This window comes from Mycoplasma sp. 1199 (genome assembly GCF_034863365.1).
Taxonomy (GTDB): domain Bacteria; phylum Bacillota_I; class Bacilli_A; order Mycoplasmatales; family Metamycoplasmataceae; genus Mycoplasmopsis.
Map to the genome: position 1 here is coordinate 26,098 of NZ_JAYFFA010000002.1, position 17,746 is coordinate 43,843.

At 29.1% G+C, this 17,746-nt stretch carries 17 protein-coding genes; 2 read left to right on the forward strand and 15 right to left on the reverse strand.

Annotated elements, in window-relative coordinates:
- Positions 1–18 precede the first annotated feature (18 nt).
- The 12 genes from VBM89_RS01260 to VBM89_RS01315 all read right to left on the reverse strand — a co-directional run bounded on the left by VBM89_RS01260 (position 19) and on the right by VBM89_RS01315 (position 10,754).
- Positions 19–462, reverse strand: coding sequence for an NUDIX domain-containing protein (locus tag VBM89_RS01260; RefSeq protein WP_323188512.1), 444 nt, complete (start codon positions 460–462; stop codon positions 19–21).
- The gene (metK, locus tag VBM89_RS01265) at positions 462–1,610 is read right to left on the reverse strand and encodes a methionine adenosyltransferase (protein ID WP_323188513.1); all 1,149 of its coding nucleotides are present in this window, start codon (positions 1,608–1,610) and stop codon (positions 462–464) included. The genes VBM89_RS01260 and metK overlap by 1 nt, the downstream gene beginning before the upstream one ends.
- 246 nt (positions 1,611–1,856) lie before the next feature.
- Positions 1,857–3,635, reverse strand: coding sequence for a hypothetical protein (locus VBM89_RS01270; RefSeq protein WP_323188514.1), 1,779 nt, complete (start codon positions 3,633–3,635; stop codon positions 1,857–1,859).
- Positions 3,636–3,682: 47 nt separating this feature from the next.
- Positions 3,683–4,021 carry a 30S ribosome-binding factor RbfA gene (rbfA, locus tag VBM89_RS01275; protein ID WP_323188515.1) on the reverse strand — a complete coding sequence of 113 codons (339 nt, stop codon included), beginning with the start codon at positions 4,019–4,021 and terminating at the stop codon, positions 3,683–3,685.
- A gap of 193 nt (positions 4,022–4,214) precedes the next feature.
- The gene (locus VBM89_RS01280; RefSeq protein ID WP_323188516.1) at positions 4,215–4,754 is read right to left on the reverse strand and encodes a hypothetical protein; all 540 of its coding nucleotides are present in this window, start codon (positions 4,752–4,754) and stop codon (positions 4,215–4,217) included.
- 188 nt (positions 4,755–4,942) lie between these two features.
- The gene (locus VBM89_RS01285; RefSeq protein WP_323188517.1) at positions 4,943–6,130 is read right to left on the reverse strand and encodes a phosphoglycerate kinase; all 1,188 of its coding nucleotides are present in this window, start codon (positions 6,128–6,130) and stop codon (positions 4,943–4,945) included.
- Between the two features lie 98 nt (positions 6,131–6,228).
- Positions 6,229–7,338, reverse strand: a complete 1,110-nt coding sequence (locus tag VBM89_RS01290; protein ID WP_323188518.1) for a DUF3137 domain-containing protein — start codon at positions 7,336–7,338, stop codon at positions 6,229–6,231.
- 5 nt (positions 7,339–7,343) lie between these two features.
- Complete coding sequence (locus VBM89_RS01295; RefSeq protein ID WP_323188519.1) at positions 7,344–8,006, reverse strand: LemA family protein; 663 nt, start codon at positions 8,004–8,006, stop codon at positions 7,344–7,346.
- Positions 8,007–8,115: 109 nt separating this feature from the next.
- Positions 8,116–9,201, reverse strand: a complete 1,086-nt coding sequence (locus VBM89_RS01300; RefSeq protein WP_323188520.1) for a DUF3137 domain-containing protein — start codon at positions 9,199–9,201, stop codon at positions 8,116–8,118.
- A 1-nt stretch (position 9,202) separates the two neighbouring features.
- Positions 9,203–9,865 (reverse strand): LemA family protein, encoded by a 663-nt coding sequence (locus VBM89_RS01305; RefSeq protein ID WP_323188521.1) that lies wholly within the window; start codon positions 9,863–9,865, stop codon positions 9,203–9,205.
- Between the two features lie 200 nt (positions 9,866–10,065).
- Entirely contained in the window at positions 10,066–10,311 is a 246-nt protein-coding gene (locus VBM89_RS01310) for a DUF2188 domain-containing protein (protein ID WP_257089736.1), read from the reverse strand.
- Between the two features lie 2 nt (positions 10,312–10,313).
- A complete protein-coding gene (locus VBM89_RS01315) occupies positions 10,314–10,754 on the reverse strand; it encodes an RpiB/LacA/LacB family sugar-phosphate isomerase (RefSeq protein ID WP_323188522.1) in 441 nt (146 codons plus the stop codon).
- 149 nt (positions 10,755–10,903) lie between these two features.
- On the opposite strand from VBM89_RS01315, the gene VBM89_RS01320 reads away from it, so the two are divergent.
- A complete protein-coding gene (locus tag VBM89_RS01320) occupies positions 10,904–12,961 on the forward strand; it encodes an Mbov_0121 family peptidase domain-containing ABC transporter (RefSeq protein ID WP_323188523.1) in 2,058 nt (685 codons plus the stop codon).
- A complete protein-coding gene (locus VBM89_RS01325; protein WP_323188524.1) occupies positions 12,945–13,328 on the forward strand; it encodes an MAG1140 family protein in 384 nt (127 codons plus the stop codon). The genes VBM89_RS01320 and VBM89_RS01325 overlap by 17 nt, the downstream gene beginning before the upstream one ends.
- Before the next feature lie 19 nt (positions 13,329–13,347).
- Here VBM89_RS01325 and VBM89_RS01330 read toward each other — a convergent pair whose 3' ends face one another.
- The 3 genes from VBM89_RS01330 to topA form a co-directional block, all read right to left on the reverse strand.
- Positions 13,348–13,782 carry a 23S rRNA (pseudouridine(1915)-N(3))-methyltransferase RlmH gene (locus VBM89_RS01330; RefSeq protein WP_323188525.1) on the reverse strand — a complete coding sequence of 145 codons (435 nt, stop codon included), beginning with the start codon at positions 13,780–13,782 and terminating at the stop codon, positions 13,348–13,350.
- Entirely contained in the window at positions 13,782–15,632 is a 1,851-nt protein-coding gene (gene mnmG / locus VBM89_RS01335; RefSeq protein ID WP_323188526.1) for a tRNA uridine-5-carboxymethylaminomethyl(34) synthesis enzyme MnmG, read from the reverse strand. The genes VBM89_RS01330 and mnmG overlap by 1 nt, the downstream gene beginning before the upstream one ends.
- A gap of 163 nt (positions 15,633–15,795) precedes the next feature.
- Entirely contained in the window at positions 15,796–17,670 is a 1,875-nt protein-coding gene (gene topA, locus VBM89_RS01340; RefSeq protein ID WP_323188527.1) for a type I DNA topoisomerase, read from the reverse strand.
- Between the last annotated feature and the right edge of the window lie 76 nt (positions 17,671–17,746).

Consider the following 17,746-nt stretch of genomic DNA (forward strand, 5'->3'; position numbering starts at 1 on the left):
ATATAAAAAATAACAAGACTATTTAATCTTGCTATTTGTAATATTTAAATACTGTTTATAAGCGTGTTTTAAGAATGCTTTTGACTTGTTATATGTAAGAATATTCAAAGCTCTTTTCATAGGGTAAAAATGCGCTTTTTTGACCTCTGAGAGCAGTTTCTTAGGACAAGAAGTGGTTTTAGTATGTGCTATGAAGTAAGTTACTTCTTTTCAGTTACCTGTTTGATTAACAAAATATGTGTCAACATAAAATTTGTCTGCATAAATTGTTATATCTTTAATTGATGTTTCTTCAAAAACTTCACGATGTGCTGTGTCAAGTTTTGTTTCGTTATTTTCCATATGTCCTTTAGGAAAATTTCAAACATCATTAATTTGTTTAATTAATAAAACTTTAATTTGTTTTTTGAATTGTTTGAAAACAATTGCACCACACGAATATTCAGATACTTTTTGATCCATTATTTTCAATTTTCCAATCATTGTGTAGCTAATTGTTTAAGTTTTTCAACTTTGTTAAGTTGTTCTCAAGGTAAGTGTAAATCATTTCTACCAAAGTGTCCATAGTATGCTGTTTGTAAGAAAATAGGTTTTCTAAGACTAAGAGCATCAATGATGCCTTTAGGTGTTAAATCAAATAATTGAGTCACAAAGTCAGCAATCACACTGTCTGGAATGTTTTTAGATGTGCCAAATGTTTCAATCATAATTGAGACTGGTTTAGCAACACCAATTGCATAAGCAATTTGAACTTCACATCTGTCTGCTAAGTTAGCAGCAACAATGTTTTTTGCAATTCATCTAGCAGCATATGCTGCTGATCTATCAACTTTAGTTGAATCTTTTCCTGAAAATGCTCCTCCACCGTGTCTTGCTGAACCACCGTATGTGTCAACGATGATTTTACGTCCTGTAAGACCTGTGTCACCAATAGGTCCACCGATAACAAATTGACCTGTTGGGTTGATTAAAATGTGTTTAGGTGCATCTAAGTTGTATTCTTTTAATACAGGTAAGATAATTTGTTCTTTAATGTATTTTTTAAACTCTTGTTCGTTGTAGTTTTTAGAATGTTGAATACTTAATAAAACTGTGTCTACAAATACATTGTCTTTGTCTGTGTAATCTAATGTGACTTGTGATTTCATATCAGCTTTAGCTCATTTGAAATCCATATTTTGTCTTAAGTTTTCTGCTTTTTTAACTAAAGCGTGAGCTAATGTAATTCCCAAAGGCATATATTCAGGTGTTTCGTTAATTGCATAACCGAACATTAAACCTTGGTCACCAGCACCGATTTCGTGTCCTTTTTCAACACCCATAGCGATGTCTTCACTTTGTTTTTTGATGTCTGTAATGAAACTTGTTTCTGTTGTGTAGTATCCGAGTTCTTTTAAGATGTTTTTAGCTATTTCTATAACATCAATATCAGCAGATGATTTAACTTCTCCTGCTATGAAAATATTATGCCCACTTGCCATTGTTTCAATAGCAACTTTTGATGTTGGATCTAAAGCAAGGTAAGCATCTAAGATTGCATCAGAAATTTGGTCACATAATTTATCTGGGTGACCTCTTCCAACTGATTCACTTGTAAAAAGTTTTCTCATTTTATCTCCTAATTTAATCAAATGTTTACTAATTATTCAGTCATTTATTTTGGGCTAATAAATTCATTGAAAAGTTAGCAAAATAATTTTACTATAAATCCATTAAATAACCTGGCGTTTGCTTCTGTTTTTCAGAACAATGAGTAAGAAAAATAAGTAAAATGAAGCAAAAATTTTGTTTTGAAAATAAAATGAAAATTGCAAAATAAAACCCACTATTTTAGTGAGTTTTAAATTGATTATTTATTATTCAGGTAATACTAATGTTTGTGTGTATTCTTTATTATTTTCACTTGAAACTTGGTATGTAATTGTAACTGATTTGTTTGCTTCATCTAATGTTCCATTAAGGTATTTACTATTTTTTAAAACAATGTTTGATACGCTTAAACCTTCTTTAAGTGCGAATAATTTGTTGTTATCTTTGTTACCACCAGATGTTATACCAAAGAATGCACCACCACTGTATGATTGTAATAAACCGTTTGTTCTAATTTTGCCTTGTTTAGCATCATATGTAGTTTTAGCGTTAGCATATGTAGCTGTTGATAATACAACGAATGCATCTTTGTATGCTGATTCAGCTTCTGCAACAGGTTGTTCTGATGATGTAGAATCAGTATTAGCTGTTGATTCTTCCTCTACTGTAGCTGGTGTTGCTTCTTTAGCTTTCAATCCATTAAGAACTTGTGAGAATTTTCCATTCATTGCCTCTGTTAATTCTGTAGCTTTTGGCTCAGCTGATTTTACGAAGTAGAATACTTTTTGACCTTCTGCAACTGTAGGAACAACTGTTTCAAATTCAAAACTAATTTTTGCACTTGTTTCAGACGCATCACCTGGAATAGTTTCGATTTTTGCAACTTTGAATTTAGATGCTTCTTTGAAGTTTGCATCTAATACATACCCATATTCTTCACCACCAGCTTTTGGAAGGATTGTCATTGGTGTGAATTTTAATGCAGCTGTAACATTGTCAACTGTTAAGTCACTAAATGAAACTTCGCTCATACTTTGTTTATTTAATGCTTCTAATAATTTTGCTTCATCAATTGTGAATGCTTTTTGAACATTGTATGTATTAGCAATACCAGCAGCACTCATTGCTAAAACAGGTAATTGTGTAACTTCAACTTCATCTTCTAATGATGTAGCTTCTGTTCTTCCTGATTTGTACATAAAGATATCATTGTGTGATCTATCATCTAAGTATAAGTATGGAATAACTTTAGTTTTTCCTTCTTTAAGGTTTGTGCTTGCATCTACTACTGTAAATGCTCCTTTAACTAAATCATCACCTGTAACTGATACTTTGATTACATTTTCTAATGTTTTGTTTGTATATGAACCAGCTAAATATTTAGCACCTGCTGAAACACCTTTAGCAGTTTGTGGTTGAATTGCAAGGTTGTTTTCTTGATCTTTATCAACTGATGTTGAAATTGTTGATAAAACTGCTCTGAATTTTTCATATGCTTTGTCTTTTGAGATGTAACCTGCAACTTCGAAGTCTTGTGATGTAGGTTCTGTTTGACCTTCTTTTGTTGTTTTAACAGTAACTTTAGCTTTTCCTGCAAATAATAATTCCTTAGCAGCTCTACCTTCTTCTGTATCAGCTTTTGATAATTCATATAAGTCAACTACTGATTTTTCAACAAGTGTAACACCTTCTGGAACATCAATTGTAAAGTCATTAATATCAGCTACGTAAGCTGTTTTCTTTCCTGTAACATCTGCATTAAGTGTTACTGATACTTTTTTCTCTTCTACTGGTGGTGTCACTGGGTCTGGATTAGGAGTTTCATTTCCTCCATTTCCATCTCCAGGGTTACCTGTGTTAGGGTCTTGACTACCATTTTTAGGGTTAGTTGGAGTTCCTGTTCCTGGGTTTGCAGGTTGTTCTGGATCTTTATTATTGTCGTCTTTATTAAATTTTCCTAAAACTGCCATAGGAATTGTAACAATAGCTGTTCCTAATGCTGCAGCTCCTAAAATGGTGAATGCAACTTTTCAAGCTCTTTTCATAATTTCTCCTTTTCAATTTCAATTTTGAAAATTGAAAAATAATTTAACTAATTTTCATTTTTAATTTGTCTAATGATTTCATCAATTTTGTATCCATTCTTAGAAACTGTATCTAAGTGGAAATGAACTGAAGGTACTTTACGTCAATCAAGTGATTTGGATAACACTTTTTTAACATAACCTGCTGCATTGTTTAATGCTTCGATACCTTTTTCTTCGTTTTTGAATAATGATACAAACACTTTCACGTGTGATAAGTCAGGTGATAGTTGAATATCCATCACTACTGGGTCTATTACATTTGAATTTGTAATATCATTAGTCACTATGTCAGCAATCAATTGATGTAATCTTGCTTCTTTTCTTTTTAAATTAATTTCGTTCATAGTTAAATTATACTTTCTTTCTTATTGAATATATATAAATATAACTATAACTATTTTATACACTTTTTACCCTAAAATGTAAGAATTTTCTTAAATTTTACACAAAATGTGTAAAAAATAGCATCTTTTTCACAAGATGCTAATATATTTTAGTTATTTTGATTAATTTGATTTTGAAATTTTCGTAATTTTTCTAGCTTAAAGTAAATGATTGTTCGTATACTTTGTCACCATTATCTTTGATTTTGTATTTAATTGTAAGTATTTTTGTTTCTGGATTTCAAGTTCCATCAAAATACTTGTTATCCGTAGTATCTCTAGTTGAAAGGAATTGGTCAATTGTAATTCCTTCTTTAGGAAGAAGAATTTTATTATCATCGCCTTGACCACCAGATTTAATTCCTATACCATTGAAACCTTTGTAAAGTTGTAAAAGACCATATCTGCTAATTTGATTAGCTTTTTCTTGAACCTTAGCATTTACATATGCAAATGTACCAGCTGATTGCAATACGAATGCATTTTCGTATTGGTCAACTGGAGCCGCTATAGTTCTTGGATTATCGGTTCCTCCATTTACTGGATTAACAGGAACTGGTTGTGGTTCTGGATTAGTTGGTGTTTTAGGCTCTTCAGATTTTTGTTCTTTTGCAGAACATTGACCGGCAATAAGTGGCATTGATGCTGTTGATAAAACACCTGTAGCAAAAAGTAAGAATTTGATTTTTTTCATTTATCCTCTTTTATTCTTTTGTCTAAAAAGAATTTTTTGTTAATTTATTAAATATATTTAATTTGAAAAATTGAATATATTTTACTTATACACCTTTATCAAATAAAAGTAAAGTAAACTCCTTAATTTTTCACAAAATGTGTAAAAAAATAGCACTTTTGGTGCTATTTGCGAAAATATTCGGTTAATTATTCAGCGTCTTGAATTGAATCAACACCTGGTAAGTTTTGACCTTGTAATAATTCTAAGCTTGCTCCACCACCTGTTGAAACGTGTGAGAATTTATCTTCCATTCCTAATTTTTCAACAGCAGCAACTGAATCTCCACCACCAACAACTGTGTAAGCGTTTGATAATTTAGCAACAGCTTCACATACTGCTAATGTACCATTTTTGTAGTGTTCAAATTCAGCAACTCCCATAGGTCCGTTTCATACAACTGTTTTAGCTTCTTCAAGAGCTTCTTTAACGTTTTGGATTGATTTTGGTCCAAAGTCAAGGCCCATAAATCCATCTGAAATTGAACCTTCTTGAATTGTAGGTTCAACGTCTGCAAACATTTCAGCTGTAGCATGGTCAACTGGTAAGATAACTTTGTCTGAGTATTTTGTTAAGAAATCTTTAGCTAATTGAATGTAATCATTTTCAACTAATGAAGTTCCAACTTTTTGTCCTTGAGCAACCATAAATGTGTAAGCCATAGCTCCACCGATGATTAATTTGTCAGCAATTTCTGCTAATTTTTCTAACACTAAGATTTTGTCTGAAACTTTAGCTCCACCAACGATAGCTACATAAGGGTGTTCTGGGTTTTGTAAAACCTTAGATAATGATGAAACTTCTTTTTCCATTAAGAATCCTAAAGCTGATTCAGCAATGTTTGAAGCAATACCAACATTAGATGCGTGTGCTCTGTGAGCTGTACCGAAGGCATCGTTTACAAATACATCACCTAATGAAGCTCAGTAAGCTCCTAAGTATGGATCGTTTTTAGATTCAGCTTTGTTATTTAAGTCTTCAAAACGTGTGTTTTCAACTAAAATAACATCACCATTTTCCATTTGTTTGATTGCAGATTCTAAAACATTTCCACGTGTTACAGGAACAAATGTAACTGGTTTTTTAAGTAATCTAGCTAATTCAACTGCAACTGGTCTTAATGATTTGTCTTTTAAATCTTCTTCTGTTTTTACTCTTCCTAAGTGTGAAAATAAAACAACTTTTCCACCTTTTCTGATGATGTATTGAATTGTAGGAAGTGCAGCAACAATTCTTTTAGCAGATGTAATAACACCATTTTTTAATGGTACGTTAAAGTCAACTCTAACTAAAACTGTTTTATTTTTCAAACTAAGTTCATTTAAAACTTTTTTCATTGTATCTCCTATGTAAATATAACAAATAAAATAAGGTGTATATATTATAAAGTATTAAATAAAAACACAACAATATTTATTGTTGTGAAATTTAAGGTTTAATAAAGATATACAGGTATATAACTTAAAGCTAAAATAAAGTATAAAGAGTATATATCTTTAATAACATCTTTGTAGATTGTATTGATTAATTTTTCTTTATTACCAATAAATCTAGATGAATTTATAGCCATAAATCCAGATGAACATTGAAATGAAGCGTGAATTACATCATTATTAGCTCAATAACGCATACCTTTGGCCATAATGCTTGTATTTTTAATACCAAATTGGAAAAGTTTATTCATTTCTTCCATTGCTAATGGAGTAAATAATTGAAACATTTTAGTTGGATTATTAGATTTAACTTTGTAAATCTTGTTAAATTCAATGTTTTCAAGTTCTACTGGTTCTAAATCAGAAAACTTATCACCAAAGAATGTAAAGTTTGCTTGGTCTTTTTGAGCAAGTGCTCTTGCATCGATTTTTATTAAAGCACTATAGTAATGTTCTTCGTGAGTATTACCATCTTTATCTGTGTGGAAATCGACTCAATGTGCTTCTGATATATGTGCGTGATATTTATTATCAATAGTAACTGTTTGAATTTCAGTTACACCTCTTAGCTGTGAACCATTTGGTATTCATTTAGGTCTAGTGCTTAAGTATTCATCTTTTGTAAACTTATTTGTATTAGGGTCAAAATTATGTTTTATAGATGTAGGTGTAAAGTTTGTGCCTTCATATTTTCATCTATCAATTAGAGCTTCAATTGCGACTCCATAAATATTTGATTTATGAAGCTGACTTATAATTTCTTTTTTAATTTTTCTATTAATATTTCATGCTTTAATTCAAAAACCAATAGCAACAAGTATAGATATTACAAATACAAGTCCAAAAATAATTGCAAAGGTAGTAAATACCGAAAGCGTTCTAAAACCACCATATTCTTTTGTAGTTTCTAATCCAAGAAAAAAACCAGAAAACAAGAAAGCACCTATTGATGCTAAAAACACCCTAAGTGCATATCTATTGGTTCTTTTATAAGTTACATAGATTGGTAATTGAGTAATTTCATTTACACGATTTTTAACGATTGGTAATACAGTTTGATTTGCTTTTTCATAGAATTTATCTATGCTAATAAAATCTTCAGCTCTTTTCATATTTTTTATAATCCTAGAGCAACCATATCAACATCTTTTCTAGCTTGAGAAGATGCTTGGAATAATCTAACTGTTGATAATCCCATATTTGCAGCAACAAGGTTAGATGGAATTTCAAATAACATTCTGTTGAAGATATTAGCTTGTGAATTGTAATTTCTTCTAGCAGCTGCAATTTCACGTTCAATGTATGTTGTTTCGTTCATTAATTCAGCATATAAAGCACTTGATTTAAGTTCTGGATAATTTTCTGAAATAGCCATTAAACGACCGAATACTGATTGGTTTAATTTGTCTAATTCTTCAGAATTTTCAAGTGTTCTACCTGATGAAACAAGTGAACGCATTTTTGTAACGTTTTCAAAAACTTCAGCTTCGTGAATTTTGAATGATTTAACTTGTTGCACTAATTTAACAAGTGTGTCATTACGTTTCTGTAATTGAACATCAATGCTTGATGCACTGTTGTTAATGTTATTTTGCATTCTGTTTAATTCATTTTTCTTTGCAAAGTATCAAAGTCAACCTAAACCTAAGGGTAAACTCATTAAAATGTACATAAAAATCTTAAGTCCTGCAGATGCTTTTGCAGGAATTTCAGCACTTGATGCTGTAGGTTCAAAACCTTTTTGGTTTTGTTCTTCATTATGTGAATATAAATTTGCCATATTTAATCTCCTTTTTTTACTTATCTATAATTTTATATAAAAATAAGTTAAATATATTGAGTAAAAATAACAAAAAACACAACAATTTCTTGTTGTGCAATCGATTTGATTAATATAAGTAAACAGGAATGTAACTTAATGCTAATACAAAGTATAAAGTGTAAATATCAGTAACTACATCTTTGTAAATTTTTGCAACAAATTTGTCTTTTTTACCCACAAAAACCGGAACATCAATATCCATAAATCCGGATGGAGATATAAATGAACAGTAAACAACATCATTGTTTGCTTGATATTCAAAATCTTTAGCTTTTTTAATGTTTGTGTGTTGTAAACCTTGATTGATTAATTTAACTAATTCTTCCATTGCAAGTGGTGTGAATAATTGATACATTTTTGTTGGATTATCGCTTGCAACTTTGAAAATTTTATTAAATTCTTTATTTTCCATTTCTACAGGTTGAAGACCATTTTTATTATCAAAGTATGTAAAGTTTGCTCTATCTCTTTCTTTAAGTGCTCTAGCATCAATTTTAAGTAAAGCAGAATATCAAGTTTGTTTTGTTTCGTGTCCGTTTTTGTTTCTAGTAATTAAAAGTCATTCGGCAACTGAAACGTGTGCGTGATATTTATCGTCAATTGTAATTGTTTGAACTGGTGATGTACTTTCTAATCAAGCATTTCGTGGAACAGATGCAGGTTTGAATGATTCATATTCTTTGACTGCGAATCTTTCTGTTGAAAGATCATAGTTATGTCTCATTGAACTAGGTTCAAAATCGTCATTTCTATATTTTCATCTTGTATCAGCTGCATTAACTGCTTTTCCATAAATGTTATCTTCTCTTAATTTGCTTGCAATAAAGCTTCTAAAAATTAAGTTTCTCTTTTTAGCTAATTTCACAAACACAAGTGTTAATATGAAACAAATAAAAGCAGCAAGACCAAAAATACCAAATAAAACAAGTTTAGCCATTGCATCTTTTAGTGCAATAAAACAGATTATCGCTATTAAAGCAGATAAAATCATACTTGGAAATGAACCTAAAGCTCCATATTTCATACTTTTATATTTTTTGTATAAAGGCGATTTGTAAGCGTCATCTACTGCATTTTGAATAATTGGAAGTACAACTTGATCAGTTTTTTCTTTGAACTGTTCTATAGTAACAAAATCTTCAACTCTTTTCATCTTATAAACCTAATTCTTGCATATCAACATCTTTTCTAGCTTTAGAAGATGCTTGGAATAATCTAACTGTTGATAATCCCATATTTGCAGCAACAATTTTTGTTGGGATTGTAAATAATTCTTTATTGAATGTGTTAGCTTGAGCATTGTAATTTCTTCTAGCAGCAGCAATTTCACGTTCAATGTATGTTGTTTCGTCCATTAATTCAGTGTATAAAGAACTTGCTTTAAGTTCTGGATAGCTTTCTGAAATAGCCATTAAACGACCAAATACTGATTGATTTAAGTTTTCTAATTCGGCTGAGTTTTCAATCCCTCTACCACCAGCTGCTAATGAACGCATTTTTGTAACATTTTCAAAAACTTCAGCTTCGTGAATTTTATATGACTTAACTTGTTGTACTAATTTAACAAGTGTATCGTTACGCTTTTGCAATTGAACATCAATGCTTGATGCACTGTTATTAATATCGTTTTGCATTCTATTTAAACTATTTTTTCTTTTGAAGTATCAAATTCAACCTAAAAATAGTGGAATAGACATAATAATGTATAAAAATATTTTAGCAGCTGTAGAAGCTTGAGCTGCAATTTCAACACTTGAAGCTGTAGGTTCAAAACCTTTTTGGTTTTGAGCTTCATTTTGTGAAAATAAATTTGCCATTTTTCTCCTAAATTAATTGTTAATTTATTAAATACAAGTCTAATATTCATCAAAATATGTAAATATTTGTTGTATTTCAACTCTATTCTAAAAAAAAAAAAAAAAACAGAAGTAAAAAGTCAAAATTCCTGAAATTATGTGAAAAATTATGAAAAAATAGACAGAATTCACTCTGCCTATGTAAATTTAAATAACTTAAATTATTTTTCTTGGTAGTTTGATCCACCTCTGATTTTCCCTTTTGTACTGTGGATTAACATTCTACCTTTGTTGTTTTTTGCTAATTCTTTAGCAAATTCAATTGCTTCTTTTTGTGTTTCAAAAGTTTTAATAGCTTTTACTCCACCTTGTCTGATAACTTTTCATCCATCGTTGTGTTGTGAAACGTGTCAAACAGCATCTAATTCTTTAACTTCTTTTTCTTGAACTTCATTTACTTTTGCCATAATTATTCGTCAAGCTCATCAATTCTAGATTGATGTCTTCCTCCTTCAAATTGTGTATCCATATATTCATTTAACATATCTTTAGCCTGTTCAAATGTTACTTGTCTTCCACCGAATACAAGAACATTTGCATTGTTGTGTTGTTTTGCTAAGTGTGCATCTTCAACAGATGTAACTCTAGCTGCACGGATATGTTTATGTCTGTTAAGTGCATATGAAATACCTAAACCTGTACCACAAACTGCGATACCAAAATTAGGTTGTGCTTCATCTACATAGTTAGCTAATTCCTTACCTTTTGAAGCATATGATACTGAAACTGAATCTGTTTCAGGTCCTAAGTCTACAACATCAAACCCTTGTTCTTTTAAGTATGATGCTAATTCATCTTTTAATTTGTAACCTGCGTGGTCACTTGCAAGTGCTACTACTTTTTTGCTCATTAGTCCTCCTTTTAAATTTTGAACATTAATTTATTGATAAATTAATTATACAAAGTTTTAAAAACTTTTGTATTTTCAATTTTGCGAAAACTTTAGTGGAAAAATTGTTCTTTAGTTCCTTTTTGACAAAAATTACTAAATATAATGAGATGAAGACACAAGTAGATCAAAGAGATTGCTCATTATATGTGCTAAATTATTTTCACGAGATTTTCTACAAAGAAAATTTAGACATTAATAATCTAAAATTGCAAATTCAATATAGTGCAGCAGGTATAAGTTTAGAAAACATCAAGCTGCTTGCTTCAAAAGTAAATTTGGAGCTTAATGCTTATGAAATTAATTGTGAACAATTGCTTTTGTTAGAAAAGCAAGTTTTTCCTATTGCAACAGTTATCAAAAATAATACTACAGACCATATGATTGTAATTAGGAAAATCAAGAACAATAAATTTTATATTTATGATCCGATTGATGGTGATGTCAAATTGAGTAAAAATGAATTTAAAACTAAATTCACTAACATTATTGTTGCATTTAGTAAAAACGAAAAGCAAATTGATAATGAAAATGAAGAAAACAAGAAAAATATAAAACCAAATCCATTGATAAGTAACTCCAGAAGTTTAAAAATTTCATTATGATCTAACTTCTCATTTTTATACTTATTTTGCTTACTCATAGAAATAAGTGTCTATATTTCGTTTCCGTTCTTGAATAAAGTTATCCTAAATAATATTGTTTTAAATAAAGATGATCAAATTCTTATGTTCTTAGGAATGATTTTTACTGTGCTATTTTTAATAAATTTCACATTTAACTTACTGACCAAACAACTGATGTATAAAATAGCAACTAAATATAAAAGTGACTTAATTAATAATTTAATAAATGAATTGAAATTTAAAAATAAACAAGTAATTAATTTGCTAACTTTTGCAGATTTTAAAAACAGAATTATTGCACTTGATAATTTAAGTTTATTTAAATTATGTTTTCTTCCTGAATTAATCAGTACAGTTATTTCGATTGCTGTTTCGTTTATTTTACTAATCAATATAAATTGAGTGTTGCTTTTAATAATTTTTTGTTATTCAGTAATTACATTGATTTTAAGTTTTATTAATAAAACTAATTTTGATAATAACTTCAATAAATTACTCAATAACTCAATCATGTTTGAAGATACCTTATTTAATATTTACAAATTAAATCAAACTTCACATAATGAAAATCTGCTTAATAATTTAAATCTTAAATCCACTTATGTGAATGAGAAATTGCATAGTGATTCAATTATTTTCAAGAATAAACAAAGCTTAATTAGTTATTTAAGTTCATTTTTAGACTTTTTAGTCCCTTTATTAATTTTAATAATAGGAACTATTCAAATTTGAAATCAAAATTTAAGTGTTATCAATTTAATTTTCTTTTTAACCGGTGTTTCTTTATTCACTAAACCAATTAAAAATATAATCCCATTAATAACTAGTTATAGTCAATATAAAAAGGATTTAGATTTGATTTCATTATTAAATTTTGAAGACTTAAAAATTCCTAAAACTAGCTTACAGAAGGAAAGAATAATTAAAATTCAACTTTCTAATATAAGTTATTCATACAATTCATTAAAAGTTAATAAAGATTTAGAAATCAGGAAACTATTGATTGATTCGAACATACATTTAGTCAGTAAAAATGGTTCAGGAAAAAGCACACTCTGTTCTATATTGAATGGCTCGTGTGAGAGTTTATCTGGAATTATTAAAGTTAATGATCAAAAGCTCAATCCATTCTTAGATGAAACATACAAACAAAGAGTTTTATATATTTCAAATCAGATGCTGAATTTAAAGATTAGAACACTAGAATACCTATGCGTAAGTAATATTAGTATCTTCAAGTCAATTTTAGAAGATAATAAATTAGATAAATTAATTGATGAATTAAACATTAATTTAAACTCATCACTGGACCAATTATCTAGTGGTCAGGTTCAATTTGTTAATTTGCTAAATATATTTTTAAATGACTATGATTTAGTGATATTAGATGAAGCTTTTGCAAATATCGATAAATCAATGTTTGAAAAACTAAAACCTATTATTAAAAATAATTTGCAAAATAAATTAGTTGTAGAAATTTCACACAATAACAGATATATTTTTGATGATTCTAAGGAAGTGAATATTGAAAACTTATCTTAAAGAACATAAGTGAAATTTCTGCATACTACTTATATTATTTTTCATTTTCGCAGCGCTTATTTTAGTCTTATGTTCAACTAAAGTAAATGTATATAAACCAGTTTTAATAACTGCAGAAGGTGATGATTTATATTTATACAACTTCAACATTGATAATCAAAAACTAGATACCTGTTATGTCAGTTTTGTTTATGATAACGAATTTTATAAATTCAATATCGATATTTCTAATCAAGATCACTCTGATGTTCTTATTAAAAGTGATGAACTGAAGTTATTTGTAAACGAAAATAACATTAGACAAATTCAAGCTAATTTACTAATTGATCAAACTTTATTTATCAAATATGTCTTGGGAAGTATATAAAAAAACTCCATTACAGAGTTTATTTATGATAAGTAATATTATTTCTAATTGTAAATGCTCTATAAATTTGCTCAACTAACATAACTCTAAATAATTGATGTGGAAAGGTCATTTTTGAGAAGTTAATTTTATTAGAAAACATTTCTTCATCAACTCCGTTTGAACCACCAATTACAAAAGTTACATTATCAATATCTAAAAATGTTGAACCAAACTCTTCAGAGCTTAATTGTTTCCCTTGTAATGATAAGTAGATGACTTTTGAATTTTTAGGTATCTTTTCTAAAATCATTTCAGTTTCTTTTTTAATTTTTAACTGAATGTTATCTATCTTTTGTTCTTTAATTTCAATTAAATTAATCTTTGCAAAGAAGTTAATTTTCTTAACATAATCATCATATAAAACTTGAAAATCTTTTGTTAATGAACCTACTGCAACTATATTTAGTTTCATTATTTGTTTTTTCTAGTTTCAATATGAAACATAAGCATTTGAATGTCAGCCGGGTTAATCCCACTAATTCTTGATGCTTGTCCAATTGTTAAAGGTCTAATTTTTTCAAGTTTTTGTTTAGCTTCTGTAGCTATGTTTTGAACTTTTGAATAATCAATATCTTCAGGTATTTTAAAGTCTTCTAATTTATTCATTTTTTGAGCATCAGATTTTTGCTTCTTAATGTAGCCTTCAAGTCTTACCATAATAGTTAATTCATTTTTGTAAGGGAAGTCACCTAAAACATCAACCGGGTCAACATCTGGTCTAGCTAAAACTCTTAACATTGAAACTCCATTTTCTACTCCAAGTTTTTTAGCCAATTCTGATTTAGATGATAAGTATGTGCTTTCTAATTCTTTGATTTTTTCATCAATCATTTGGTATTTATTAATTATGTTTTGGTAATCTACATCAGAAACTAAACCGACTTCATTTCCATATTTTGCAAGTCTAATATCAGGGTTATCATTTCTTAATAATAAACGATATTCAGCTCTTGAAGTCAACATTCTGTAAGGTTCTTTAGTCCCTTTTGTAACTAAATCATCCACTAAAACACCAATGTAAGCGTCGTGTCTTTTAAGAATCAATGGTTCTTCAGCTTCAAGTTTTCTTCCTGCATTAATTCCTGCAATAAGACCTTGAGCTGCTGCTTCTTCGTATCCACTTGTTCCATTAATTTGACCTGCTGTAAAGATGTTTTTAATAACTTTAGATTCTAATGTAGGTGTAATTTGCAATGGATTTAATGCATCATATTCAATTGCATATCCTCATTTTTGAACCTTCATATTTTCTAAACCAGGAATTGTTCTTAACATTAAATCTTGAACTTCAACAGGCATTGATGTAGACATTCCGTTTACATAAATAATTGAACCATCAGCAGTTTCTGGTTCAAAGAAAATTTGATGTCTTTCTTTATCAGCGAATCTCATAACTTTATCTTCAACACTCGGACAGTATCTTGGACCGATCCCTTCGATAAGCCCTGAATACATAGCTGATTTATCAATGTTATTTCTAATAATTTCGTGTGTTTTCTCGTTTGTATAAGTTAAATAACATGAAATTTGCTTATCAAGTTTAACATTTGAACGCGATGAGAAAGCTAAATAAGTATCATTAAGTTCTTCTTTTTCAACTTTTGAAAAGTCGATTGAATCAGCATAAACTCTAGCAGGTGTTCCGGTTTTTAATCTTTGTAAATCAAAACCTAACTTAGCAAGCGATTGTGATAATTTTGGTGTTGTTTTTTGATTATCAGGTCCTGAAATTTTAATTTCATCACCTCTAAGAATTCTTGAGTTCATATACGTTCCAGTTGTGATAACTAAAACTTTAGCCCCCAAAATTGAACCATCTTCCATTTTAATCGCTTTAAATTGGCTATTATCATCAACAAGAATATCCTCAGCAACTCCTTCAATTAAAGTTACATTTTTATGATTTTGTAATGCTTCTAAAATAAGTGCTGAATATTTTTCTTTATCAATTTGAGCTCTCATAGCTCTAACTGCAGGGCCTTTTGATTCATTAAGCATCTTAATTTGAATCATTGCTAAATCTGAAAAGTAACCTTGAACTCCACCAAGTGCATCAATTTCACGTGTAATAATTCCTTTAGCAGGTCCACCAATTGATGGGTTGCAAGGCATCATAGCAACTTTTGAAAGATCAAAAGTGATAAGAGCTACTTTGTGACCCATATTCGCTAAAGCAAAAGTCGCTTCAACACCAGCGTGACCTCCACCTATAACTATTGCTTCAAATTCTTTTTTGTTCTCTAAAATACCTTTATTATTCATAGTTTCATAATTTTAATTTATTTTTTGATTTTTAAAAATCATAAAATTAGCTTATTTTATGGTCTAAATTGATGTTTTTGATTAAGTAGCTCAATTAAAATAACAAAATTAATTAAAAAATGAACAGACTTTTAAATCTGCTCATCTAAATAATTTTAATTAATTAATCATCATACTCATCAATGATTTCTTCATCATCTGATTCACTTGGAAAATCATCTGGTTCGATGTTTCTTGTGAATTTACAGTTAGGGAAGTTTTTGCAAGCAATGAATGGTTGATTTTTCTTGTTATATCTTTTAACTAAGATACCATCATCTTCAGGACAAGTTGTGTCCAATTGTTCTAATTTGAATGTGTAAGGTGTAATTTTACCTTGTGCATTATCAAATTCAACAAGGAAGTTATCTCAGAAATCTTGCATAACTTCATTTTTAGTGATTTCATCTTCAGCAATTTGGTCTAATTCTTGTTCAACGTGTGCTGTATAACTTTCATTAATAATATTAGGGAAAGCTGCGATTAAGTTTTGTAAGATAATTTCACCAAATTCAGTAGGATGTAATGCACCATTGTTTAATTCAACAAAACGTCTATCTTTAACAATTTGAACTGTTGAAGCAAATGTTGATGGACGACCAACTTTGATGTTATCAAGCGCTTCAATAAGTGTCCCATCATTATATCTTGGTGCTGGTTTTGTTTCGTGATCACATAAGATAAACTCATCAACTTTAACTTCTTGATCAATTTCGTAATTTGGATCAACTTGTTCAGATTCTTTACCTGTTACAACATAGTAACCATTAAATTTAATTGTTGAATAAGAATTTTTAAATGTGTATTTATCATTTACATAAGTATATTGAACACTTGTTCTTATTGGTTGCTTAATTAAAGCTTGAAGTGTTGTATCATAGATTAATTTGTAAATTCTTACATCATTATCTTCCATTTTTGGATAGTGAATTTGAACTTGTTCAGGTGTTAACGAAACATCTGATGGTCTAATAGCCTCGTGGGCATCTTGATCTCCACTAAATCCTTTAATTTCATCAGCAATATAATCTTCACCTCACTTATTTTTGATGAATTTATGTGCATCATCAATAAATGATTGAGATAAACGTGTTGAATCTGTTCTTGGATAAGTAATTAAACCGTTTTCAAAAAGTTTTTTAAGAATGTTTGTTGTTGAATTAGATGAAAATGGTGACTTTTTATATAAAACAGCTTGTTTGAATGGTTGAATTGCTCCAACTTTTCTATCAGAAACTTTTTTGTTAGTTACTTTTAAAACTTTAGGAGCTGACTCAAAGTATTCTTTGATTACATCAACTTCTGAACTGTAAATTCAGTTTTTTCTATCTGATTCATTAGCTTCATTGTGATATGCAGCTAAAACAGGATTGTTATTTAATTTAGCATCAAGAGTAAAGTATTTTTCAGGAATAAATGCTCTGATTTCTTTTTCTCTATCAACTATTAATTTAAGAGCAATTGATTGAACTCTTCCTGCTGTAGGTTGACCTGGTGTATTTTTGAATTTATACCTTAATAAATAAGATAATCTAAATCCAATAATTCTGTCAAGCATTCTACGACTCTTTTGAGCATTAACAAGAGCATCATCAATACTTGTTGGATTGTCTAAGGATCTTAAAATAGCATCTTTAGTAATCTCATTATATTTAATACGTGAGTATTTTTCTTTGGGTATTTTTAAATAATCAACTAATTGGTACCCTATAGCTTCTCCTTCACGATCAGGGTCAGTTGCTATATAAACGTGTTCTGCTTCTTTTGTTGCTTTTTTAAGCTCGTTGATAATATTTTTCTTTGTATTATCAGCTGTATAAAGAGGTTCTCAAGTATCAAAATCGATACCTAACGAATAAAGACCAGAAATCTTCATTCTAAGGAAATGACCTACAGATGCAATAACACTGTATTCATCTCCAACATATTTTTGAATTGTCTTAACCTTTGTAGGTGACTCGACAATAATTAATTTTTTCTTCAAGGTTGTTGCACTCATATTGGAAAATATATACTTTTTTTAGAAAATCAAAAGCATTTAAATTATTCTGCTTATATTAATTATTAATATTTTA